Below are 23213 nucleotides of genomic sequence, written 5' to 3'. Positions count from 1 at the left end.
GCCGAGCCCACGAGCACGACGCATCCGGCCCGGAACCTGACGCATCATGGGCCCTGTGCGACTCGAAGCGATCACCTGGGAACGGCTCGGCGACCTCCTCGCGGACCGGCTGCTCGACCTGAAGCCGGACGACGGCAGCCCCTGGCCGCGCGTCGCCTTCGACGGCGCCCCGGCGGCCCACCCCGGCGACCTCGCCGAACGCGTCGCCGAAGCGCTGCGCACCCGCGGCCGCCCCTCCCGCGTCGTCGACACCCACGGCTTCCTGCGCCCCGCCTCCCTCCGCCTGGAGCACGGCCGCCACGACGTGGAGGCCTACTACGACGGCTGGTTCGACACCGGCGCCCTGTGGCGCGAGGTGTTCGGCCCGCTCGAACCCGGCGGTGACGGCCGGATCCTGCCCGACCTCCGGGATCCCGTCACCGACCGCGCCACCCGCAGCTCCTACGTCCAACTCCCGCCCGGTGGCTGTCTGTTGCTGCACGGCCCCCTCCTGCTGCGCCACTGGTTCCCCTTCGACCTCACCGTCCACGTCTCCCTCTCCCCGGCCGCCCTGCGCCGCCGCACCCCGGAAGCCGACAACTGGACGCTGCCCGCCTTCGAGCGGTACGCCCAGGAGACGGACCCGGCGGCCACCGCCGACGTCCTCGTCCGCGCGGACGACCCACGGCATCCGGCGTGGAACGGCTGAGGTGCGGTTCTCGGCGTGATTCTCGGCGTGACTCTCGGAGTGAGGGCGCGGCTCCCGCGAAGGCCGCCGCTGAAGGTGCACCCGCCGATCAGCCCGGCGAGAATGAAGGGTCGGTACATGCCACACGCAGGGCGCCGGGACAGTGGCGCGTTCCGCGTCGCGCCGGCCGTCCGGCATCGGGAGGTATACCATGACCACTGCCGGAGAGATCATGCACCGGGGCGCCCAGTGGATCCCCGCTCACGAGACCCTCGACCGCGCCGCCCAGCTGATGCGCGAGCTCAACGTCGGAGCGCTGCCCATCAGCGACGAGAACGAGCGGCTCTGCGGCATCCTCACCGACCGGGACATCGTCGTGGGCTGCGTGGCCATGGGCCACGACCCCTCCAAGGTCACCGCCGGTCAGATGGCCCAGGGCACACCGCGCTGGATCGATGCCGGAGCCGACGTCAGCGAGGTGATCCAGGAGATGCAGGAGCACCAGATCCGCCGGTTGCCGGTGATCGAGAACAAGCGCCTGGTGGGCATGATCAGCGAGGCCGACCTCGCCCAGAACCTGACCGAGGATCAGATGGCGCACTGGGCGGAGAGCGTCTACGCCAGGACCGGCAGCCCCCGGCGCTGACGCCGGCGCTCAGAGCCAGCCGTTGCGCCGGAAGCCCCGGTGGAGCACCACGCAGGCGACGGATATCACCGCGATGACCATGCCGTAGCCGTACCTCCAGTGCAGCTCCGGCATGTGGTCGAAGTTCATTCCGTACACCCCGCAGACCATCGTCGGCACGGCGATGATCGCGGCCCAGGCGGTGATCTTCCGCATGTCCTCGTTCTGCGCGACCGTGACCTGCGCGAGGTGCGCCTGCAGGATCGAGTTGAGCAGTTCGTCGAACGCGGCGATCTGCTCCGTGGCCCGCATCAGATGGTCGGAGACGTCCCGGAAGTAGGCCTGTATCTCCGGGTCGACCACCCGCATCGGCCGGTCGGCGAGCTCCAGCAGGGGCCGGCCGAGCGGCACGACCGCCCGCTTCAGTTCCAGTAGCTCACGCTTGAGCTGGTAGATGCGACCGGGGTCGGCCCGCGCGCCGGTCTGGGCGAAGACGTCCATCTCGACCTGGTCGATGTCCGCCTGCACGGCGTCGATGACGTTGAGGTATTCGTCGACCACGTGGTCCGCGATCGCGTGCAGCACAGCGGACGGCCCCTTGGTGAGCTGGTGGGGGTCGGACTCCAGCTCCTCCCGCAGAGGGCCCAGCGAGCCGTGCCGCCCGTGCCGCACCGTGATGACGAAGTCCTGGCCGACGAACACCATGATCTCGCCGGTGTTGACCACCTCGCTCGTCGCCGTGAGCTGCTCGTGCTCGACGTAGCAGACCGTCTTGAACACCGCGAACAGCGTTTCGCCGTACCGCTCCACCTTCGGGCGCTGATGGGCCTCGACCGCGTCCTCGACCGCCAGTGGATGCAGGTCGAAGAGCTCGGCGATGCCCGCGAACTCGTCGTTCGTCGGCTCGTGGAGCCCCAGCCACACGAAGCCGTGGCCGCTCTTGCGCACCCGCTCCACCGTGTCGACGAGGTCACCGCCGACCGGGGCCCGGGCGCCGTCCTGGTACGTCACGCAGTTCACCACCGAGGAGCCCAGCGGGGAGCGGGCAGGGTGGCTCAGGTCGACCCGGGCGCGCCGCCGGGCCAGCCGTGCCATCTTCCGCAGGCCGCCGACCGTGCCCAGGCCGGTGACCTTCCGCAGATTCCCTGCCATGGTCATCTGGATCTCCTCGTGTGGATCTCCCCGTGGCGCGTTTCTGCGCCCTGGCGCGCCAGTCTGCCAGGCTTGTGCAGGCCGTGGGTAAGCCTGTGGAAAGGGGATGTTCCGCTTTGTTCCCGCCTGTGGACGGCCTGATGTGGGTCTGCCCGCGACACGGATTCCCATCCCTGCCCCACTTCCGCCCCGTCCCTTTTCGCCCCTTTCCGCCCCCGCGTCGACCATCTCCGGCCAGGGCACACCGGCCGCGTCGACCGCCTCGGAGAACCGGGACAACTGGGATGATCGCCGCATGACGCGAACTGACGGGTATCTCCTCGACAATCGGCGGACCGAGGCGGGAGAACGCCTCGACGCTCTCGCCACCCTCTTCGACCCCACGACGTTCCGGCACCTCGAGCGCCTCGGCGTCGGACCCGGCTGGCGCTGCTGGGAGGTCGGTGCGGGCGGCACCTCCGTGGTGTCCTGGCTGGCGAAGAAGGTCGGGCCGACCGGCAAGGTCGTCGCGACCGACATCGACACCTCGCGGCTGACCCCGGCCGCCCGTCCACCGGTCGAGGTGCGCGTGCACGACGTCGGCGCCGAGGCGCCGCCGGGGGAGGGCTTCGACCTGGTGCACGCCCGGCTCGTCCTGGTCCATGTGCCGGACCGGGAGCGGGCGTTGCGGTCGATGATCAAGGCCCTGCGCGCCGACGGCCGCCTCCTCGTCGAGGACGCGGACCCCGCCCTGCAGCCCCTGCTCTGCCCCGACGAGCACGGCCCCGAACAGCAACTGGCGAACCGGCTCCGGCACGGCTTCCGCCACCTCCTCGCCGACCGGGGCGCCGACCTCTCCTACGCCCGCACACTCCCGCGCCTGCTCCGCGAGGCCGGCCTGCGCCGCGTCGAGGCCGACGCCTACTTCCCCGTCACCTCGCCCGCCTGCGCCGCCCTCGAGTCCGCAACGGTCCGCCAGATCCGCGCCGACCTCGTCACCGCCGGTCTGGCCACCGACGAGGACATCGACCGCCACCTCGCCAACATCGCCTCGGGCAGCATGGACCTGGCGACGGCACCGATGATCTCGGCATGGGGGCGAAAGGGGTAGGGACGGCTGCCTCTGCTCAACCACCGTGCGACGAGGGCCGGGACGTGACGCGCAGCGCGCTCGTCGGGCCTGTACGGCACCGGCATCTGCCGTCGGCGGTATCGCGGGGGCGTGACGCTCCCTGACGGGAGGGTGTGCGCCCACAGTCAGTGTGGGGCCGTGAGTGTGGCGCCGTCGCCCGGTGTCGGACCTCTCGCTCTCGGCCGTGTGGGCTGTGGCACCAGCGGCGTGATGTCTTCGGTGGGCGTGGGGCTGCCCGCCGTCGGTGCGGCGCGGTCGCCCGGTGTGGGACGTGTCGCTGCAGCCGCGATCCTTCTTGGCTGCCGGGGCTGTGGCACCGTCGGCCGGTACGTCCTCAGCCGGCGTGGGCCCTGCCCACCGCCGATGTCGTGCCGTCAGCCGTCACTGACCCTGCCACCGGCGCTGCGACGCCCTCGGCCGACGGGGAGGGGGCCACGGCCGACGCCGTGTCGTCTCCGGGCGTGGGCGGCCTCCCACCCACCCGTTCCACCGCCCGCGCGCCCGCCCTGCACCCCTCGGCCGCCGCGCCCCCGGGCTCGGCGCCCGCCAGGAGGGCGGCGAGGAACGCGCCCGTGAAGGCGTCCCCGGCGCCGGTGGTGTCCCGGGGTGTCGCGGGGACGGCAGGGACCCGGGCGATCACGGCGCCGTTCCGGGCCACCAGCGCACCGTCCGCCCCCTGCTTGGCCACCACCAGCGGGATGCGGCGGCTCAGTTCGGCCGCCGCGTCCGCCCCGTCGGGAAACCCGGTCAACAGACGTGCCTCGTCACGACTGGGCAGGAGCACGTCCAGCCCTTCGACGAGCGTCAGGAACCGGTCCACGCCCAACTCCACCAGGAATCCCGCCGACGCCGGGTCAAGGCTCACCGGCACCCCGCGCGCGCGTGCCGACGTCAACGCCGTCTGCACCAGCGCGCGTCCGGACGCGGAGAACAACAGGTAACCCGACAGGTGCAGCCGGTCCACCCCGTCGAGCAGGGCATCCGACCAGTCGCCGGGATCGAGCCGCAGGGAGGCACCGCTGTCCGTGAGGAACGTCCGTTCGGCTGCCGCCCCGGTGTCGACCAGGCAGATCACCGTCCCGGTCGACGCCTCGGGATCGACGACGAGCCGGGGCCGCACCCCGCTGCCGATCAGCGCCCGTTCGTGCCAGGCCACGGCGTCCGCACCCACCCGACCGAGCAGCCGTACGTCCGCACACCCCCAATGCGCCGCCCAGCACGCCACGTTGGCGCCCGCCCCGCCCGGCAGGGTCCGGATCACGGCGGCCGTGTCCGTCCCCGAGGCCAGCGGCCCCCGATGCCGCGCGACGACGTCCGTCACGACGTCGCCGACGACCAGCAACGCCCCGCTCCGCGGACGTCCGGCCCCGGGCTCACCGGCTCCCGGTTCCGGCCCGCCCGCCCCGCCCGGCGCCCCGGTCACACCCTGGCCCAGGCCGCGGCGATCCGTGCCGCCAGGCGTACGTTGCCGCGCACGGCCGCCAGATTGGCGCTCAGGGACGCGCCGTCGGTGTGCCGGACCAGGTAGTCGAGCAGGAACGGTGTCACGGCCTGCCCGGTCACGCCCTCCGCCTCGCACGCGTGCAGCGCGTCGGCGAGCACACGCGCGTGGAGCTCCGGATCCAACTGCTCGGCCTCCGGCACCGGATTGGCGATGATCAGTGCCGACTCCGGTCTCCCCAGAGCGTCCTGAGCCCGCATCACGTCCGCGACCTGCTGCGGACTGTCCAGCGTCCAGTCGACCGGATGCCCGGAGTCGGACAGGTAGAAGCCCGGGAAGCGGTCCGTGCCGTACCCGGCCACGGCGACGCCCAGCGTCTCCAGCCGTTGCAGGGTCGCCGGCACGTCCAGGATCGACTTCACCCCGGCGCACACCACGGTGATCCGCGTGCGCGCCAGCAGGCCCAGATCGGCGGACTCGTCCTGGGTCACCGTCCACTCCCGGTGCACCCCGCCGAGCCCGCCCGTCGCGAACACCCGTACCCCCGCCAGCGCCGCCAGCAGCGCGGTCGCCGACACCGTGGTTGCCCCGCTCGCCCCCGAGGCCACCGCGAGCGGCAGGTCACGGTGGCCCAGCTTGCGGATCCCGTCCTCGTTGGCGACCCGCTCCAGCTGCTCCTTGTCCAGGCCGACATGGGGCCGTCCGTCCAGCACGGCGATCGTCGCCGGTACGGCGCCCTCCGCGCGCACGACCGCCTCCAGCTCCAGCGCCACCTGCAGATTGCGCGGGCGGGGCAGCCCATGGGCGATGATCGTGGACTCCAGGGCCACCACGGGTCGACGCGCGTCAACCGCCTCCCGCACCTCTTCCGACATCACCAGCACCACGGCCTGCCTCCTGTCCTTCGGTCTTCCCTCATCTCTGGCGAAAGGCGCCCCCGGTCAAACCCTTGCGGCCTGTGGGGGACGACACCAGCCTGGAATGCATGACGGACAACGCGACACGTCTCGACCACGTCGTCCTGTGGGTGCGCGACCCGCTTGCCGCGGCCGACTTCTACGAGAAGACCGTCGGCCTGGAACCCGTCCGGGTCACCGAGTTCGCCGCAGGCGAGGCGCCGTTTCCCTCCGTACGCGTCAACGACGAGGCCCTCCTCGACCTGATGCCGCTGACCACGGCGGAACGCATGACGATGCTCCCCGGGGCCGCCGACAGCGCGGGACACCCGGTGAACCACATCTGTCTCGCCCTGCCCCAGGCGGCCTTCGACGCCCTCAGTACGCGCCTGGCGGACCACGCCGTCCCCGTGTCGGAGGTCTCGCACGGCTCCTTCGGCGCCCGCGGCAAGGCCACCCGCAGCTTCTACTTCAGCGACCCGGACGGCAATGTCATCGAGGTACGGCACTACGACTGACACGCAGGTGACCCGGCTGCCCCCGGTTGCCCCCGCCCCCCGCTCTCAGCCGCCGCCCGGTGCGCCACCCGCCGCCCTGCCCCGCGTGAACAGCGCCAACCCGGCCATGGGGACGAGTAGACACGCCGCGGCCAGGTTCAGCCACGCGTAGCTCGCCTGCGCCACCACGAGTCCGGCGATCGCTCCGCCGACGCCCGCCGAGGTGTTCATGGCGAGGTCGGACAGGCCCTGGGCGGCGGCCCGCGCGGACTGCGGCACCGCGTCCGTGAGCAGCGCGGAGCCGGCCACCAGCCCGGCCGACCACCCCAGACCCAGCACGAAGAGCCCGACGGCGGTCTGGCCGTGACGGTCACCCGCCGTCCCGGCCAGGAACAGCGCACAGGCCAGCAACCCTGCCGCGAGCCCCGTCACCGACAACCGTCCCACCCGGTCCGCCAGCCGTCCCATCAACGGCGAGAACGCGTACATGCCCGCGATGTGCCCGCTGATGACCAGCCCGATCAGATCGATGCCCGCCCCGTGGTGGGCGAGGTCGACCGGGGTCATCGACATGACGGAGACCATCGCCGTGTGCGACACGGCCACCGTCACGAGCGCGAGCCGCGCACGAGGGGAGGCGACGACGGCGTCCAGCCCGGCGCGCAGGGAACGGGCCTCGGGGGAGCGCTCGTCCTCCGGTGCGAGCGCCCGGGCCGTCAGCAGCGGGTCGGGCCGCAGCAGCACCGCCACCACGACCGCCGCCATGAGGAAGATCCCGGCAGCCCACAGGAACGGCCCCGCCGCCTCGGGTATCCCGAGGCCGGAGACGCTGCGGCCGGCGGGCGCGGCGATGTTCGGCCCCAGGACGGCGCCGAGGGTGGTCGCCCACACGACGTGCGAGATGGCCCGGGCCCGCCGCTGCGGCTCGGCCAGATCGGCGGCCGCGAACCGCGCCTGCAGGTTCGCCGACGAGGCAGCGCCGAACGCGGCCATGCCGCACAGCAGCAGCGGAAAGCTCCCCATTCGCGCCGCCACCACGACCACACCGGCGCCGAGGGCGCCCACGAGGTAGGCCAGCACCAGCCCCGGCCGGCGCCCGCGCGCCGTCATGAGCGCGGCCATCGGCATCGACAGCACGGCCGTGCCGGCGACGGTCGCGGTGGGCGCGAGCCCGGACAGCGCCTCGGTACCGCTGACCTGCCGGGCCAGCACGGCGGCCAGCGCGATGCCGGTCGCGACGCCGAGCCCGCCGAGGATCTGGCTCGCGACCAGCACCCCGGTCGTACGGCGCCGCAGGGCGGGCAGAAGGTCGGCCGTGACGGGTGGAACCGCGGCCCGCTCGACGGCCGTCACGGCGTACACCAGGCCCGGCCGCGGTCTGCGTGCCGGAGAGGGCCACGGTCGTAGCCGTGTGCGAGGCAGGTGGTCATCGGCGCAGTCTCCCCCCTGTCGTGTCCCCTGGACATACCCCGGAGCCGCACCTCAGAACAGCGGCTCGGGCAGTACCCCCTCCAGAGCGAGCAGCTTGCGCTTGGTCTCCAGGCCGCCCCCGAAGCCGCCGATCCCGCCGTCGCTCTCCACGACCCGATGACAGGGCACGACCACCGGCAGGGGATTGGCACCCATCGCCGTCCCCACCGCCTGCGCGGCCCCCGGCTGTCCCACCCGCTTCGCCAGATCGCCGTAACCGACGACCGCCCCGTACGGGACGCCGGAGGCGAGCTCACGCAGGACCTGCCGGTTGAAGCCGGAGATCAGCGACCAGTCCAGGGGCAGCTCGAAGTCGCGCCGCTCACCCGCGAAGTAGGCCTCGACCTGGCGTATCGCCTCGGCCAGCAGCGGGGAGCCGGGTGCCTCCACCGGCTCGGCGCCCAGCCGCTCCGCGAGGCGGCCGAGCGCCTTGTCGCGCACCGCCTCGCCGGCGTGGAACACGACGTTGACCAGGCCCTCGCGGGTCGCGGCCAGCAGCAGCGGACCGATGGCGGTGCCGACGACGGTCCACACGACCTGCTGCTCGTCCTGCCCATGGCTGTCCATGCGCCCCACCGTACGGCCTGCCACTGACAACGCCCCGGACAGCGGTGGGCCCGGGCCCAGCAGCGGCCGGAGCTCAGGGCCGGACCAGGGCCCGCCGCACCACGTCCGGCCGGTTGGTGATGATGCCGTCGACGCCGTACCCGGCCACGGTCCGGGCGACGGAGGCGTGGTCGACGGTCCAGACGAAGACCTCCAGCGGCCTCCCGTGCGGCCCCGTCACCGCGTGCACCGCTGACACGTAGTCCCGGGAGAGGGACGCGTACGAGGGGTTGATCAGGTCGGCGAAGCGCGCGTAGCCGGGCAGGGCCGTCGCGGACGGCTTGCCCAGCAGTCCGGTCGTGACCGCCGGCTTCAGGTCGTGGACGGTCCGCAGGGTGTCGGCACTGAAGCTCTGCACGATCAGCCGGCCGGTGAGGTGCTGCCGGTCGAGCCAGCCCTCGTTGCCGAGCACCTTGAGGGTCTGCTGCTCGATCCCCGGATACAACTGCGGATTCTTGATCTCCAGAAGCAGCTTCTGATGGTGACGCTCGACACGGCGGACGTACTCCTTCAGTGTCGGCACGCGCGCGCCCGCGTACGCGGAGCCGAACCAGCTCCCCGCGTCGAGCCGCGCGATCTCGGCCGCGGTGAAGTCCTTCACCTTCCACGGAGCACGCCCGGGGAAGACCTCCTCGACGTCGGTCGTACGGCTGAGGCTGTCGTCGTGGATCACCACCAGTTCGCCGTCCTTGGTGCGCTGGACGTCGTTCTCCACCCAGCGGGCACCCAGGCCGGCCGCCGCGTCGACGGCTGCCAGGGTGTTCTCGGGAGCCTGCGCGGAAGCGCCCCGGTGGGCGATCACCTCGGGCCGGGGCCCGATGCCGGCTCGGGCGTCGTGGACGGGGGGCACCAGGGCGACGGCGCCCAGGAGCGCGGTGGCCGTGACGGCAACTGCACGCGCGTGCATGCGTACTCCTCGCGACGAGCGATCACGTACAGCTCAACTGTGACAGCAGACGGTCAACGACGGGGAAGTGCAGGATGACCACTGAATGAAAGGAGACGCCCGGCCCCGCTCACCGGTGCCGCACATGTGGGGCAAGGCCGTGTTTCTTTGCCGGAAAATCGTTCGACCATTCCGGTGGGGGTCATACTCTCTGCGTCACCCCTGGCCGTTCGCGCCGTCCTGGGAGGGGGCGCGTTTCAGGGATCCAGCAACAGGGCGGAAGGGCAACCGCGCATGCACGGCACGGTCGACGGATTCAGCTACGGACTCGTCACACCGCTGGTGGCCTACCTCATGGCCTGCCTCGGTGGCGCCCTCGGCCTGCGCTGCACCACCAGAGCCCTGCTCGTCGCCCACTCCTGGCGCCCCGGATGGCTCGCCCTCGGCTCGGCGGCGATCGGCTCCGGCATCTGGACCATGCACTTCATCGCCATGATGGGCTTCACGATCGCGGGCGCCCCGATCCACTACGACAAACCGACCACCTACGCCAGCCTGGGCGTCGCCATCGTCATGGTGGGCATCGGGATCTTCATAGTCGGCTACAAGGGCGCCACGGGCACCGCGCTGTTCACCGGGGGCACCATCACCGGTCTGGGCATCGCCTCCATGCACTACCTGGGCATGGCCGGGATGCGCTTCAGCGGCAACCTGCAGTACAACACGCTCACCGTGGCCGTCTCCGTCGCCATAGCCATGGCCGCCGCCACCGCCGCCCTGTGGGCCGCCGGACAGGTCAGGGGCTTCCTGTGGAGCGTGGGCGCGAGCCTGGTCATGGGCCTGGCCGTCTCCGGCATGCACTACACGGGCATGGCCGCCGTGAACGTCCATCTCCACGCCACCGGCACACCGTCCCCGGGCGACTCTCCCGCAAGTCTGCTCGCACCGATGCTGATCGGTCCCCTCGCCTTCCTCTGTCTCGCGGGCGTCGTCGTCCTCTTCGACCCGCTGATGGTCATGGGCAGGCCCGACTGGACCCGCGCCGAGCACAAGCCGGGCGTCCCCGCCCACAGTCACCCCCCGCACTCCGTCCGCCGGGTCCCGCCGCGTACCCGCCGCAAGCTGGTCCACCACGAGCCCAGGACCCCGCAGAACCGCTGATCGGGCCCCGTTGTCAGTGGGGGGTCGTACGGTGGATGGCATGCGGCCCGTTTCCCACATCGAACGCACGGTGGCGCCCTTCGAGGTCGTCAGCCCCTACCAGCCCAGCGGCGACCAGCCGACGGCCATCGCCGAGCTGGCCCAGCGCATCGGGGCCGGTGAGAAGGACGTGGTCCTCCTGGGCGCGACCGGCACCGGCAAGTCCGCCACCACCGCGTGGATGATCGAGAAGCTCCAGCGCCCCACGCTCGTGATGGCGCCGAACAAGACCCTGGCCGCCCAGCTGGCGAACGAGTTCCGCGAGCTGCTGCCGAACAACGCGGTCGAGTACTTCGTCTCGTACTACGACTACTACCAGCCCGAGGCGTACGTCCCGCAGTCGGACACCTACATCGAGAAGGACTCCTCGATCAACGAGGAGGTCGAGCGCCTGCGCCACTCCGCCACCAACTCGCTGCTCACCCGCCGCGACGTCGTCGTGGTCGCCTCGGTCTCCTGCATCTACGGCCTCGGTACTCCGCAGGAGTACGTGGACCGCATGGTTCCCCTCAAGGTCGGCGAGGAGATCGACCGGGACGAGCTGCTGCGCCGTTTCGTGGACATCCAGTACACGCGCAACGACATGGCGTTCACCCGCGGCACCTTCCGGGTGCGCGGCGACACCATCGAGATCTTCCCGGTCTACGAGGAGCTCGCCGTACGCATCGAGATGTTCGGCGACGAGATCGAGGCCCTCTCCACCCTCCACCCGCTCACCGGCGAGATCATCAGCGACGACGAGCAGCTGTACGTCTTCCCGGCCTCCCACTATGTCGCCGGCCCCGAGCGCTTGGAAAGGGCCGTCAACGACATCGAGAAGGAGCTGGGCGAGCGCCTGGCGGAGCTGGAGAAGCAGGGCAAGCTCCTGGAGGCCCAGCGCCTGCGCATGCGCACCACGTACGACATCGAGATGCTTCGCCAGATCGGCAGCTGCTCCGGCGTGGAGAACTACTCGATGCACTTCGACGGCCGCTCGCCCGGCTCCCCGCCGAACACCCTGCTGGACTACTTCCCGGACGACTTCCTGCTCGTCATCGACGAGTCCCACGTCACCGTCCCGCAGATCGGCGCCATGTACGAAGGTGACGCCTCCCGCAAGCGCACCCTCGTCGACCACGGCTTCCGCCTGCCCTCCGCCCTCGACAACCGTCCCCTGAAGTGGGAGGAGTTCCAGGAGCGCATCGGGCAGACCGTCTATCTGTCGGCGACGCCCGGAAAGTACGAGCTCTCGCGCGGGGACGGCGTCGTCGAGCAGATCATCCGCCCCACCGGCCTCGTCGACCCCGAGGTCGTCGTCAAGCCCACCGAGGGCCAGATCGACGACCTGGTGCACGAGATCCGGCAGCGGGTCGAGAAGGACGAGCGTGTCCTGGTCACCACGCTCACCAAGAAGATGGCCGAGGACCTCACGGACTACTTCCTGGAGCTGGGCATCCAGGTGCGTTATCTGCACAGTGACGTCGACACGCTGCGCCGCATCGAGCTGCTGCGCGAGCTGCGCGCAGGCGAGTTCGACGTCCTGGTCGGCATCAATCTCCTGCGGGAGGGACTCGACCTGCCCGAGGTGTCCCTGGTGGCGATCCTCGACGCCGACAAGGAGGGCTTCCTGCGCTCCGGTACCTCACTGATCCAGACCATCGGTCGCGCGGCGCGCAACGTCTCCGGCCAGGTCCACATGTACGCCGACAAGATCACCCCGGGCATGGAACGGGCCATCGAGGAGACCAACCGCCGTCGGGAGAAGCAGATCGCCTACAACAAGGCGAAGGGCATCGACCCGCAGCCGCTGCGCAAGAAGATCAACGACATCGTCGCGCAGATCGCCCGCGAGGAGGTCGACACCGAGCAGCTGCTCGGCTCGGGCTACCGCGCCAAGAAGGACGGCCGGGGCACCAAGCCTCCGGTGCCCTCCCTGGGCGACAAGGCGGCCAAGGGCGCGAAGGCCACCAAGCCCGCCAAGGCGAAGGCCAAGGAGACGGTCCCGACCGACCGCCCCGCCGCCGAACTCGCCGAGCAGATCGAGGAGATGACGGAGCGCATGCGGGCCGCCGCGGCGGACCTCCAGTTCGAGGTCGCGGCCCGACTGCGCGACGAGGTCGCGGAGATGAAGAAGGAACTGCGCCAGATGAAGGAGGCCGGTCTGGCCTGACGGACCGGCCGGGCCCGGCAGCCGTACGCACTGTGTTGCAAGAACGACACAAAGTGCGGACCTGGGTACGGCACTGTCAGTGCTCTTGCGTAGGGTTTTCGTCAACCGCGGGGTCCGCGGCAACAGGGGACAGTTCGAGAGGGGAATCAGCGCGTGACCGTCAACATGACCAAGGGTCAGGCCATCAGTCTGCAGAAGAACGACGGAGGCAGCCTGACCGCGGTGCGCATGGGTCTCGGCTGGCAGGCGGCCCCCCGGCGCGGCCTGTTCGGCTCCCGCACCCGGGAGATCGACCTCGACGCCTCCGCCGTTCTGTTCGCGGACAAGCAGCCGGTCGACGTCGTCTTCTTCCGCCACCTGGTGAGCGACGACGGCTCCGTCCGCCACACCGGTGACAACCTCGTCGGCGGTGTCGGCCAGGGCGGCGACGACGAGGCGATCCTCGTCGACCTGTCCCGCGTCCCGGTCCACATCGACCAGATCATCTTCACCGTGAACTCCTTCACGGGCCAGACGTTCCAGGAGGTGCAGAACGCGTTCTGCCGCCTGGTCGACGAGACCAACGGCCAGGAGCTCGCGCGCTACACGCTCGCGGGCGGCGGCGCCTACACGGCCCAGATCATGGCCAAGGTGCACCGTGTGGGCGCGGGCTGGAACATGACGGCCCTCGGCGCCCCGGCCAACGGCCGCACCTTCCAGGACCTGATGCCCGCGATCCTGCCGGCGCTGTAGGTCCGGTCGGGGGCGAGCGGCACACGACAACACCACACGCGACACAGGGGGACGACAGGCGATGACGGCCGAGCTGGTGCGGGGGCAGAACCACCCGCTCTCCCAGGCCCGCCTCGAGATCAGGGTCTCGGCCGGCGCGCCGATCGTGGCCGGGGCCACGCTCAGCGACGAGAGCGGCAAGATCCAGGGCGTGGAGTGGGTGGCCCACCCGGGCACACCCATCCTGCCCGGTCTCGAAGTCTCCCGGCAGGCGGCCGCCGACCACCGCCTCGCGGTGGACCTGGACGCCGTCGCGGCGGGCGTGCACCGCGTCAGCATCCTGCTCGCCCTGCCCACGGGCGTCGGGAGACCGGTCGGCTTCGGCTCCCTCGCCGCCCCCTTCGTCGCGGTCACCGGCCTCGACGGCACCGAGGTCGCCAGCTACACCATCACCGGCCTGGACACCGAGTCGGCCGTCGTCGCCCTGGAGCTGTACCGGCGCCAGGGCGGCTGGAAGGTCCGCGCGATCGGCCAGGGCTACGCGGGCGGCCTCGCCCAACTCCTCACCGACCAGGGCCTGCCACAGGCACACCAGCTCGCGGCGGGCATCGACGAAGCCGTGGCCCAGGGGCTGGCCCGCGCGGTACCGGCCCCGCCGCCGCGTACGGCCGACGGCGACCGCTCGCGGCAGGCGGCCGCGTCCGCCCTCGGCCCGGAACAGAGCGGCTCCCCCTACGGCGGGCAGGGCCCTCAGGGCACCGGCAGTCCGTACGCGGGAGCCCAGGGCCACGGCGCGCAAACGCCTCAAGGCCCCTCGGACCCCGGGGCCGGGTACCCCGCGGGACCCGCTCCGACGGACCCGCCGACCACCACTCCGGCGGCCGCGCCACCGCCCACCACCGGCGGCCCGATCGACTACAGCCACCCACGCCGGCAGAACACGCCCCCGCCGCCCCCGCCCACCGCACCCCCGGCCCAGCCGGGGCAGCCCGCGCAGCCCGTCGCCGGCGATGCGACCGGCTGGTCCATGGAGGAGCGGCTCTACAACCAGGTCTGGGGCATGTTCGAGGATCTGGCCCGCACCACGGCCGCGTACCGCAGCGCCGTCGACTTCGCCGACACACGCATGGAGAAGGAGCTCGACGACGTCCTCTCCGACCCGCGCAGCCGGATCGGTGGCCAGGGTGACGCGGCCCGCGAGAGGGCCCGTGCCAAGCACACGCAGCTGGTCGACCAGGCCCGGCAGGTCCTGGACCGGGACCTCGCCCAGCTCGCCGCCGAGGCCGACGTCGTCGAGCCGGCGCTGCCGCCCGCGTACGCTCGCTGGGACAACCCCGTCTGGCACGCCTACCACGTCCCCACGGAGATGCCCATGGCCCTGCGGCTGGGCGACCTCCACCTGCCCGAGAGCGACCGACTGCGCATACCGATGCTGGTCCGCCTCCCGCTCGAGCGCGGTCTGTGGATCGACAGCGGGCGATCGGGCTCGTCCGACGGCTCGTTCGCCGACTCCCATGACCTGCGGCGCCTCGCCATGGAGTCGGCCGTGGCGCACCTGGCCCGGCTGCTCGCGGTTCATCCGGCGGGCGAGTTCACGGTGCACGTCATCGACCCGGCGGGTTCGGGTGCGCAGGCCCTGGCACCACTGGTGCAGACCGGCGTGCTCGCCGGCCCGCCCGCCGCCGGCGCGGCCGGCGTGGCGGACGTTCTGGGCCGGCTCACCCAGCGCGTGGACCTGGTGCAGATGGCGGTGCGTGGCGGCGCGGCCGACTCGCTCCCGCCCGGCTTCGACACGTCCCAGCAGCTCCTGGTCGTCAACGACTTCCCGCACGGCTTCGACGACCGTGCCGTGACCCAGCTCCGCTACCTCGCGGACGAGGGTCCCGCCGTCGGCGTCCACCTGATGATGGTCGCCGACCGCGAGGACGCCGCCGGTTACGGTCCGTTGCTGGATCCGCTGTGGCGCGGGCTGATGCGCCTGACGCCGGTCCCCGACGACCACCTCGCCGACCCCTGGGTCGGACACGCCTGGACGTACGAACCGGCGCTCGTGCCCCCCGCCAGCCAGGTGCTCCAGCACGTCCTCACCCAGGTCGCAACGGACCGCCGCACCGGGCCCCGGTGACGCGCGCCCACGCGTTTACCAAGCATCCGTAAAGCGCCCCTGACCAGCGCTTTTGATCTTTCTTTTGCCAATCGCTTTACCAATCCTTGGCGATTGGGGTACTGTCTTTCGTACGGAGGGGAGTACTCCCTGTCTGCTGCGGCGTACCCGTCAATACGGATCAAGCCAGATCCCGGGGCGTCGGCCCGTGTGGTTCCACGCGCGTGCTGCGCGCCGGGACCCGGGGTGGAAGAGACCTCCGGCAGCGCAACGACGCTGATTACCTGCCGTTACGTACTGCCGGAGGCGCAGTGGATGTTTCGATGACCCTGTGGGTCCTGACCATCGTGGGCCTGGCCGCCCTCATCGCGGTCGACTTCTTCATCGGCCGCAAGCCGCACGACGTGTCGATCAAGGAAGCCGGCATCTGGACCGTCGTCTGGATCGTCCTCGCCGGACTGTTCGGGCTGGGCCTGCTGCTCTTCGGCGGCGGACAGCCCGCCGGTGAGTTCTTCGCGGGCTTCATCACCGAGAAGTCGCTCAGTGTCGACAACCTCTTCGTCTTCGTCCTGATCATGGCGAAGTTCGCGGTCCCGTCGCAGTACCAGCAGCGGGTCCTGCTCATCGGTGTCCTCATAGCCCTGGTCCTGCGGGCGATCTTCATCGCCGCGGGCGCCGCGATCCTCGCCAGCTTCTCGTGGGTGTTCTACCTCTTCGGCGCCTTCCTGATCTGGACCGCCTGGAAGCTCATCCAGGAGGCCCGGGCCGACGAGGAGGACGAGGAGTACGAGGAGAACAAGCTGCTCAAGGCCGCCGAGCGCAAGTTCGGTGTCGCCGACCGCTACCACGGCACGAAGCTGTGGATCGAGCAGAACGGCAAGCGGGTCATGACCCCGATGCTGGTCGTGATGCTGGCGATCGGTACCACCGACGTCCTCTTCGCCCTCGACTCGATCCCCGCGATCTTCGGCCTGACGCAGGACCCGTACATCGTGTTCACGGCCAACGCCTTCGCCCTGATGGGTCTCCGGCAGCTGTACTTCCTCATCGGCGGCCTGCTGAAGAAGCTGGTCCACCTCAGCTACGGCCTGTCGATCATCCTGGGCTTCATCGGCGTGAAGCTGGTGCTGCACGCGCTGCACGAGTCCGGGGTCCACGTCCCCGAGATCAGCATCCCGGTCTCGCTCGGCGTCATCTGCGCCGTCCTCGTCGTCACCACGATCACCAGCCTGCGGGCCTCCCGGAAGCAGGCGGCGGCCGAGGAGGCGCAGACGGAGAGCGAAGGCGCTCCGAAGGACAGCATCGACGTCTGACCACGGACGGCGTAGGGACAACCATCCCCGGGAGCGGTGCTCGGCGCATTGCCGACCACCGCTCCTGGTGGTTCCGTTGGGTGCTGAGCGTTCCCGTCGGGGACGCCGGCACCGGGTGGGGGCACCATGGGAGCATCGACGAAGTTCGTGCAGATCATCGACTTCGAGACCGACCGCATCGAGGAGATGCGGGCGCTGGCCGAGGAGACGAACCAGCGCCTCGCCGGCCGCGAGGGCGGGCCCGGCCACCGCACGGTCCTCAAGGACAGGAACCAGCCGAACCGCTACCTCGTGCTCGTGGAGTTCGACTCCTACGAGGAGGCCATGCGCAACAGCGACGACCCGGAGACGGGCAAGTTCGCGCAGCAGATGGCCGCGCTCTGTACCAGGCCGCCGTCCTTCACCGACTGCGACGTCCAGGAGGCGACCCGGCTGACGTGAGAGCGGCCGCGCCTGCCGCAACGAGCCGGAATGCGAAGCCTGTACCGCTCTGCGAGGATCGCGGCATGATCGCTCGGCTCAGGTCGCTCACCGACCGGTGGACGTCCCTGGTGCCGGTGCTCGCGGTCGTCCTGCTGGCCCTGACCTGGGGCCGCGACCTGCCCGCAGTGGCCGTCGCGCTGGTGACCGGGGTCCTCGCCGGAGCCGTCCTGGCCGCGGTCCACCATGCGGAGGTCGTCGCGCACCGGGTCGGTGAGCCCTTCGGTTCCCTGGTGCTCGCGGTCGCCGTGACGGTCATCGAGGTCGCCCTGATCGTCACACTGATGGCGGACGGCGGCGAGAAGAGCTCGACTCTCGCCAGGGACACCGTCTTCGCCGCCGTGATGATCACCTGCAACGGCGTCGTCGGCCTGTGCCTCCTCGTCGCCTCGCTGCGCCACGGCACGGCGATCTTCAACCCGGAGGGCACCGGCGCCGCCCTGGCGACCGTGGCGACCCTGGCCACGCTCAGCCTGGTCCTGCCGACCTTCACCACCAGCAAGCCGGGACCGGAGTTCTCCAGTGTGCAGCTCACCTTCGCCGCACTGTCCTCGCTGATCCTCTACGGCCTGTTCGTGGCGACCCAGACCGTCAGGCACCGCGACTACTTCCTGCCGATCACCCGGCAGGGCGAAGTGATCACCGCTGACGACCACGCCGACGCGCCGTCCTCCCGGACGGCGCTGATCAGCCTGGGGCTGCTCGCCCTGGCCCTGATCGGCGTGGTCGGCCTCGCCAAGGGCGTCTCGCCCACGATCGAGTCCGGGGTGGCGGCCGCCGGCCTGCACCACGCCGTCGTCGGTGTGATCATCGCGCTGCTCGTGCTGCTGCCCGAGACCATCGCTGCGCTGCGCTCCGCCCGCCGCGACCGGGTGCAGACCAGCCTCAACCTGGCGCTCGGCTCAGCGATGGCCAGCATCGGCCTGACCATTCCCGCCGTCGCCCTGGCCTCCGTCTGGCTCTCCGGCCCGCTCGTCCTCGGCCTGGGCGCCACCCACATGGTGCTGCTCGCGCTGACCGTGGTGGTGAGTTCGCTGACGGTGGTGCCGGGAAGGGCCACGCCGCTCCAGGGCGGGGTGCATCTGGTGGTGTTCGCCGCATACCTGGAGCTGGCCATCAATCCGTAGCGGTCGCACAGCCGCCCGCAGACGTCAGCCCGCAGCCGCTTCCGGCGCGACCACCGGCGCCGGACGGGTCTCCGGCAGGAGGGCGAAGCACCCGAGGCTGAGCAGCGCGATACCCGTCAGATAGGCGCCCACGCCCCACGGCACACGCCCTCCGTGCTCCGCGAGGGCGGTCGCCACGATGGGCGTGAGCGCGCCCCCGAGGACACCGCCGAGGTTGTAGCCGACCGCCGCGCCCGTGCAGCGCACACGCGGCTCGTACAGCTCCGGCAGGTACGCCGCGATCACGGCGAACATGGTGACGAACGCGACCAGTGCCCCCAGGAAGCCCAGGAACATCGGCAACGGCTCACCGGTCGCCAGGAGCGCGACCATCGGGAACATCCACAAGGCGGCCGCCGCGCACCCGGTGAGGCACAGCGGCCGACGGCCGAAACGGTCACCGAGCGCGGCCGCCAAGGGCGTCAGAGCCCCCTTCACCACGACCGCGGCCATGATGCAGGCCAGCATGACGGTACGGCTCACCCCGAGCCGCTCCGTCGCGTACGCGAGGGACCACGTCGTCACGGCGTAGAAGATCGCGTACCCGACGGCGAGCGCGCCGGCGGTCAGCAGGACGAGCCGCCAGTGGGAGCGCACGACCTCGGCGAGCGGCACGCGCGCGTGGTCGTCGATCTCCAGGAACCGCGGGCTCTCCGGGAGCGAGGACCTGAGCCACAACCCGAGCACGGCCAGCACACCGGCCGCCCAGAACGGCACCCGCCACCCCCACTGCGCGAACTGCGCCTCGGTCAGCGTCGCCGACAGCGTCAGCACCACCCCGTTGGCGAGCACGAACCCCACCGCGGGCCCGACCTGCGGGAAGCTCGACCACAGCCCCCGCCGCTCGGCGGGCGCGTGCTCCGCGGTCAGCAGGACGGCGCCGCCCCACTCCCCGCCCAGCCCCAGCCCCTGCAGGAAACGCAGGACGAGCAGCAGCAGGGGAGCCGTCACCCCGATCGAGTCGTACGTGGGCACGCAACCGACCGCGACCGTCGCGCCGCCCGTCAGCAGCAGGGAGACGACGAGGACCGGCCGGCGTCCGTGCCGGTCCCCGATGTGCCCGAAGAGCACCGACCCCAGGGGCCGCGCCACGAAGCCCACGCCGAACGTCGCGAAGGCGGCCAGCGTGCCTGCCAGCGGCGAGAACGTCGGAAAGAACAGCGGCCCCAGGACGAGTGCCGCGGCGGTCCCGTAGACGAAGAAGTCGTAGAACTCGATGGCCGTCCCCGCGAGGGAGGCGGCAGCGAGTCGCGGCATGGAGGGTGCCCTTACGGTGCGTACGTCGTGCATGCCGCGTCAACTACCCACCGTGACCGCGAGTTACGGGGGCGCACGGTGTCGCGCCCCCGGGTCGCGGGGCTCAGTAGGTGACGGTGATGCGCTGTGCCGGGCCGTCGACGCGGATCGTCCCTCCGTAGGGGAGGACGATCTGGGGGTCCGTGTGACCGAAGTCCACGTCGAAGACGGCCAGGGTGTCGGGCGCATACGCCTCGAGCGCGCGCAGTACCGCCTCGCGCTGCTCCGCGGCGTACCGGGCGCCCTCCTCCGGGCTGTTGGGGCGCTCGAAGGACCAGGTCTTGGCGCGGGCCATCAGGAGCGCGGAGAACCGCTGCAGGAGGCCGCGCTCGCCCATGTTGCGCAGGATCCGGTAAACCTCCGTGCCGCTGGGCAGTTCCTCCGAGGTCTCCAGGAACAGCACGCCGCCGTCATACACCGACAGGTCGTGGGAGATCTCGCGGTCGGCCATCAGGAGCCAGGAGAGGATCTCCAGGTTGCCGCCCCACCCGCGGCCCTCGACCACGCGGTCGGCATTGCGCCAGGTCCATCCGGTGGCGGGCCGGGTCTCCGGCTCCGCCTCGAAGGTCGCCGGGTCGGCCCAGTCGCGGTCGACGTCGTTCCAGCGCTCGACGGGGCGCAGCTCGTACTCGCCCGAGGTGAACAGGGCCGCCCGCAGGGAGTCCGCGGTGAGCGCGTCCATGGCCACCGGCCGCCCGAGCTGGACCATCACGGTCGCGCCGTGGTAGCCGACGATTCCGGTGTTGTACAGGAACGCGAGCAAGTTGGTGTTGTCGCTCGTCCCGAAGAACGGCTTCGGGTTGGCCCGGATCAACTCGCGGTCCAGCAGCGGCAGGACGGTGATCTGGTCGTCGCCGCCGATGGACGCGATGACCGCCTTGACGGTGGGATCGGAGAAGGCCGCGTGGATGTCGTCGGCCCGATCCTGCGGCGTCGCGCCCATCCTGCGGGTCGTCGGGTACTCGACGGGCTCGAGGCCGAACTCCTTGCGCAGCCGTTCCAGGCCCAGTTCGTAGGGGACCGGGAAGAGTTCCGGCAGGCCGGCGCCCGGCGAGAGGACGGCTATGCGGTCACCGGGCGAGGGCTTGGGAGGGTACGACGGTGTGGTCATGCTGGGAGGGTAGGGTCTCCTGCCGCGCTGTTTCACCGTGATAAACCGGGTGCCAGCAGCGGCTCCTGACGGGCCGCTCCACGACGAACGGACCGGAGGAACCGTGCCCCGCACCCTCGCCAACGCCCCGATCATGATTCTCAACGGCCCCAATCTGAACCTCCTGGGGCAGCGCCAGCCGGAGATCTACGGGGCCGACACCCTCGCCGACGTCGAGGAGATGTGCGTCAAGGCGGCGGCCGCGCACGGCGGCACGGTGGACTTCCGGCAGTCCAACCACGAGGGCGTTCTGGTCGACTGGATCCACGAGGCGCGCCTGAACCACTGCGGCATCGTGATCAACCCGGGCGCCTACTCGCACACCTCGGTCGCGATTCTGGACGCGCTCAACACCTGCGACGGTCTGCCGGTGCTGGAGGTCCACATCTCCAACATCCACCGGCGCGAGTCGTTCCGGCACCACTCCTACGTCTCCCTGCGCGCCGACGGCGTCATCGCGGGTTGCGGCGTGCAGGGATACGTGTTCGGCGTGGAGCGGGTCGCCGCGCTGGCCGGGGCGGCGCAGGCCGACGCGTGAGCGCCCCTGTCGGGGCAGGCGAGCCGAACCGGACGGCGTGGCGGCCGCCTTCTCATCAACGGTCCGCATGGTGGGAGCGGGTGTTGCAGTCTCGTGAACACGGCCGGAAGAACGCGCCTGGGCCGCCGGCCGAGGGCGGGGAACGAAGACCGGCGGCCCAATCCGTGCGGGAGCCGTCATCCCGCGCGGGGCTACCACCAGTTGAGCGCGCAACCAAGCACGCGGGGAGCGCGCGCGGGGCACCGGCGCGTGCACGCCATTCACACGGGGCGCGCGTTCGTCGACGCACGCCCCCTTTCGGTGCACCGTGCGCCACTGCAGGCGCACGGGACACTCACCACCCGCGCGCGTGCCACTCCGGCAGGTGCGGACGCTCGGCGCCCAGGGTGGTGTCGTTGCCATGTCCCGGATAGACCCAGGTCTCGTCCGGGAGCACGTCGAAGATCTTCGTCTCGACGTCGTGGATCAGACTGGCGAACGCCTCGGGATCCTTGCGCGTGTTGCCCACGCCGCCCGGGAAGAGGCAGTCGCCGGTGAACACATGGGGATGCCCGTGCGGGTCGTCGTAGACGAGGGCGATCGAGCCGGGCGTGTGCCCGACCAGGTGGCGCGCGGTGAGCTCCACGTTCCCCACCCGGATGACGTCGCCGTCGTCGACCAGCACGTCGGTCGGCACGGGGATGCCCGCGGCGTCGTCCCGGCCGGCGTACGTACGCGCGCGTGTGGCCGCCACGACCTCGGCGAGCGCCTGCCAGTGGTCGCCGTGCTGATGGGTGGTGACGACGGACGCGATGCCGTCGTCCCCGATCATGCCGAGCAGTGCCTCCGCGTCGTTGGCCGCGTCGATCAGCAGCTGCTCGTCCGTGGCCCGGCACCGCAGCAGATAGGCGTTGTTGTTCATCGGGCCGACCGCGATCTTGGTGATCATCAGGTCCTTGAGCTCGTGCACATCCGCCGGGCCGCCGACCGTCACCTCTCCGCTGTACGTCATGACCGCCAGCCTATAGCGGGGGAAGGGCTGGGAGAGGCCCGCCGTCGACGGTCAGCCCCGATCCGTCGCGGCGCCCGGCGAGCCAGCCCAGAAGGTCGGCACGGGACCCTGTGACAGTCACCTCGGGGCCGTCGGCCTCCCGGCCGGTGTGCCACGCGCGCGTGCCGTCCGTCAGGCGGGTCGGCGGCACGTCGGGGTGCCCGGTGAACCGCTCCGCGAGGAAGTCGATCTCCCGCTCGGTGAACTTCGCCGGCAGGTCCTCCAGCTCGTAGCCGATGCCGAGGTCCACGTGGTGCAGCTCGACCTCCACCCAGCGCCGGAAGGGCACCCGGGACGCGGAGTCGGTGACCCCGTTGCGCAGCTCCACGGTGCGTGACCAGTCCGCCGGCGCGGCACCGGCCTCCTGGAAGCGGGCCGCGCTCTCCCGCACGTCCGCCAGCTGCACGTCCAGAGGGCGCGGGGCGTCCCGCTCGATGTCGGCGTCCCGGGTGGCGGCGTCGGCGTACATGGGCCGGCCCTCGAGGACGTTCACCAGGGCGTCCGCGTTGCGGGCGAGGTGGGCGAGGATGTGGCCCCGGCTCCAGCCGGGCAGCCGTGACGGCTCGGTCACCGCCGCCTCGGCCAGCTTGGCGACTGCGGTGAGCAGTCGCTCGGTCGCTTCACGTACAGTCCCCAGGTCATGAGCGTGATCAGTCATGGTGCTGACCCTAGCTCCGCCACCCCTTCGGGTGAAGGTGACGGACCCCGCCCGCAAATCGAAAGCA

At 71.4% G+C, this 23213-nt stretch carries 22 protein-coding genes; 12 read left to right on the top strand and 10 right to left on the bottom strand.

The annotated features are described in order from the left end of the window. Positions 1-46 precede the first annotated feature (46 nt). Positions 47-688 carry a nucleoside/nucleotide kinase family protein gene (locus IE263_RS39600; protein WP_189942945.1) on the top strand — a complete coding sequence of 214 codons (642 nt, stop codon included), beginning with the start codon at positions 47-49 and terminating at the stop codon, positions 686-688. A gap of 190 nt (positions 689-878) precedes the next feature. Then, the gene (locus tag IE263_RS39595; RefSeq protein WP_189942944.1) at positions 879-1313 is read left to right on the top strand and encodes a CBS domain-containing protein; all 435 of its coding nucleotides are present in this window, start codon (positions 879-881) and stop codon (positions 1311-1313) included. 9 nt (positions 1314-1322) lie between these two features. Here the strand turns inward: IE263_RS39595 and IE263_RS39590 are convergent, their stop codons facing one another. Beyond that, positions 1323-2450: a magnesium and cobalt transport protein CorA gene (locus IE263_RS39590; RefSeq protein ID WP_189942943.1), complete on the bottom strand. Its 1128-nt coding sequence runs from the start codon at positions 2448-2450 to the stop codon at positions 1323-1325. Positions 2451-2739: 289 nt separating this feature from the next. Between IE263_RS39590 and IE263_RS39585 the strand changes: the two genes are divergently transcribed. Further along, positions 2740-3534: a methyltransferase domain-containing protein gene (locus tag IE263_RS39585; RefSeq protein ID WP_189942942.1), complete on the top strand. Its 795-nt coding sequence runs from the start codon at positions 2740-2742 to the stop codon at positions 3532-3534. Positions 3535-3889: 355 nt separating this feature from the next. On the opposite strand, the gene IE263_RS39580 is transcribed toward IE263_RS39585, so the two are convergent. Both IE263_RS39580 and IE263_RS39575 read right to left on the bottom strand, forming a co-directional pair. Further along, the gene (locus tag IE263_RS39580; RefSeq protein ID WP_229911406.1) at positions 3890-4897 is read right to left on the bottom strand and encodes a carbohydrate kinase family protein; all 1008 of its coding nucleotides are present in this window, start codon (positions 4895-4897) and stop codon (positions 3890-3892) included. A 77-nt stretch (positions 4898-4974) separates the two neighbouring features. Next, positions 4975-5880 (bottom strand): pseudouridine-5'-phosphate glycosidase, encoded by a 906-nt coding sequence (locus IE263_RS39575; protein ID WP_189942980.1) that lies wholly within the window; start codon positions 5878-5880, stop codon positions 4975-4977. Positions 5881-5981: 101 nt separating this feature from the next. Between IE263_RS39575 and IE263_RS39570 the strand changes: the two genes are divergently transcribed. Beyond that, a complete protein-coding gene (locus IE263_RS39570; RefSeq protein WP_189942940.1) occupies positions 5982-6410 on the top strand; it encodes a VOC family protein in 429 nt (142 codons plus the stop codon). 45 nt (positions 6411-6455) lie between these two features. Here the strand turns inward: IE263_RS39570 and IE263_RS39565 are convergent, their stop codons facing one another. The 3 genes from IE263_RS39565 to IE263_RS39555 all read right to left on the bottom strand — a co-directional run bounded on the left by IE263_RS39565 (position 6456) and on the right by IE263_RS39555 (position 9372). Further along, positions 6456-7742 carry an MFS transporter gene (locus tag IE263_RS39565; protein ID WP_189942939.1) on the bottom strand — a complete coding sequence of 429 codons (1287 nt, stop codon included), beginning with the start codon at positions 7740-7742 and terminating at the stop codon, positions 6456-6458. Between the two features lie 129 nt (positions 7743-7871). Next, the gene (locus IE263_RS39560; RefSeq protein WP_189942938.1) at positions 7872-8426 is read right to left on the bottom strand and encodes a methylated-DNA--[protein]-cysteine S-methyltransferase; all 555 of its coding nucleotides are present in this window, start codon (positions 8424-8426) and stop codon (positions 7872-7874) included. A gap of 73 nt (positions 8427-8499) precedes the next feature. Continuing rightward, positions 8500-9372, bottom strand: a complete 873-nt coding sequence (locus IE263_RS39555) for a glycerophosphodiester phosphodiesterase (protein ID WP_189942937.1) — start codon at positions 9370-9372, stop codon at positions 8500-8502. A 273-nt stretch (positions 9373-9645) separates the two neighbouring features. Here IE263_RS39555 and IE263_RS39550 point away from each other — a divergent pair, with 273 nt between their 5' ends. The 7 genes from IE263_RS39550 (at position 9646) to IE263_RS39520 (ending at position 18435) form a co-directional block, all read left to right on the top strand. Further along, entirely contained in the window at positions 9646-10512 is an 867-nt protein-coding gene (locus IE263_RS39550; protein ID WP_189942936.1) for an MHYT domain-containing protein, read from the top strand. Positions 10513-10552: 40 nt separating this feature from the next. Then, positions 10553-12700, top strand: a complete 2148-nt coding sequence (gene uvrB, locus IE263_RS39545) for an excinuclease ABC subunit UvrB (RefSeq protein WP_189942935.1) — start codon at positions 10553-10555, stop codon at positions 12698-12700. A 153-nt stretch (positions 12701-12853) separates the two neighbouring features. Next, positions 12854-13432 carry a TerD family protein gene (locus IE263_RS39540; protein ID WP_189942934.1) on the top strand — a complete coding sequence of 193 codons (579 nt, stop codon included), beginning with the start codon at positions 12854-12856 and terminating at the stop codon, positions 13430-13432. A gap of 61 nt (positions 13433-13493) precedes the next feature. Continuing rightward, complete coding sequence (locus tag IE263_RS39535) at positions 13494-15536, top strand: TerD family protein (RefSeq protein ID WP_189942933.1); 2043 nt, start codon at positions 13494-13496, stop codon at positions 15534-15536. 290 nt (positions 15537-15826) lie between these two features. After that, positions 15827-16828 (top strand): TerC/Alx family metal homeostasis membrane protein, encoded by a 1002-nt coding sequence (locus tag IE263_RS39530; RefSeq protein ID WP_189942932.1) that lies wholly within the window; start codon positions 15827-15829, stop codon positions 16826-16828. Between the two features lie 126 nt (positions 16829-16954). Next, the gene (locus IE263_RS39525; protein ID WP_189942931.1) at positions 16955-17269 is read left to right on the top strand and encodes a hypothetical protein; all 315 of its coding nucleotides are present in this window, start codon (positions 16955-16957) and stop codon (positions 17267-17269) included. A gap of 65 nt (positions 17270-17334) precedes the next feature. Beyond that, the gene (locus IE263_RS39520) at positions 17335-18435 is read left to right on the top strand and encodes a calcium:cation antiporter (RefSeq protein WP_189942930.1); all 1101 of its coding nucleotides are present in this window, start codon (positions 17335-17337) and stop codon (positions 18433-18435) included. A gap of 24 nt (positions 18436-18459) precedes the next feature. On the opposite strand, the gene IE263_RS39515 is transcribed toward IE263_RS39520, so the two are convergent. Beyond that, complete coding sequence (locus IE263_RS39515) at positions 18460-19764, bottom strand: MFS transporter (protein WP_189942929.1); 1305 nt, start codon at positions 19762-19764, stop codon at positions 18460-18462. 70 nt (positions 19765-19834) lie between these two features. Continuing rightward, positions 19835-20881, bottom strand: a complete 1047-nt coding sequence (locus IE263_RS39510) for a S66 family peptidase (RefSeq protein ID WP_189942928.1) — start codon at positions 20879-20881, stop codon at positions 19835-19837. 103 nt (positions 20882-20984) lie between these two features. Here IE263_RS39510 and aroQ point away from each other — a divergent pair, with 103 nt between their 5' ends. Next, complete coding sequence (gene aroQ, locus IE263_RS39505; RefSeq protein ID WP_189942927.1) at positions 20985-21458, top strand: type II 3-dehydroquinate dehydratase; 474 nt, start codon at positions 20985-20987, stop codon at positions 21456-21458. Positions 21459-21792: 334 nt separating this feature from the next. On the opposite strand, the gene IE263_RS39500 is transcribed toward aroQ, so the two are convergent. Continuing rightward, positions 21793-22449 (bottom strand): MBL fold metallo-hydrolase, encoded by a 657-nt coding sequence (locus IE263_RS39500; protein WP_189942926.1) that lies wholly within the window; start codon positions 22447-22449, stop codon positions 21793-21795. A gap of 10 nt (positions 22450-22459) precedes the next feature. Continuing rightward, positions 22460-23146 carry a maleylpyruvate isomerase family mycothiol-dependent enzyme gene (locus tag IE263_RS39495; RefSeq protein ID WP_189942925.1) on the bottom strand — a complete coding sequence of 229 codons (687 nt, stop codon included), beginning with the start codon at positions 23144-23146 and terminating at the stop codon, positions 22460-22462. Between the last annotated feature and the right edge of the window lie 67 nt (positions 23147-23213).

Origin of the sequence: Streptomyces aurantiogriseus, assembly GCF_014649375.1 — a bacterium.
GTDB lineage: Bacteria > Actinomycetota > Actinomycetes > Streptomycetales > Streptomycetaceae > Streptomyces > Streptomyces aurantiogriseus.
Note: the sequence above shows the minus strand (reverse complement) of the source record. Positions and strands in the feature narration are given on the sequence as shown.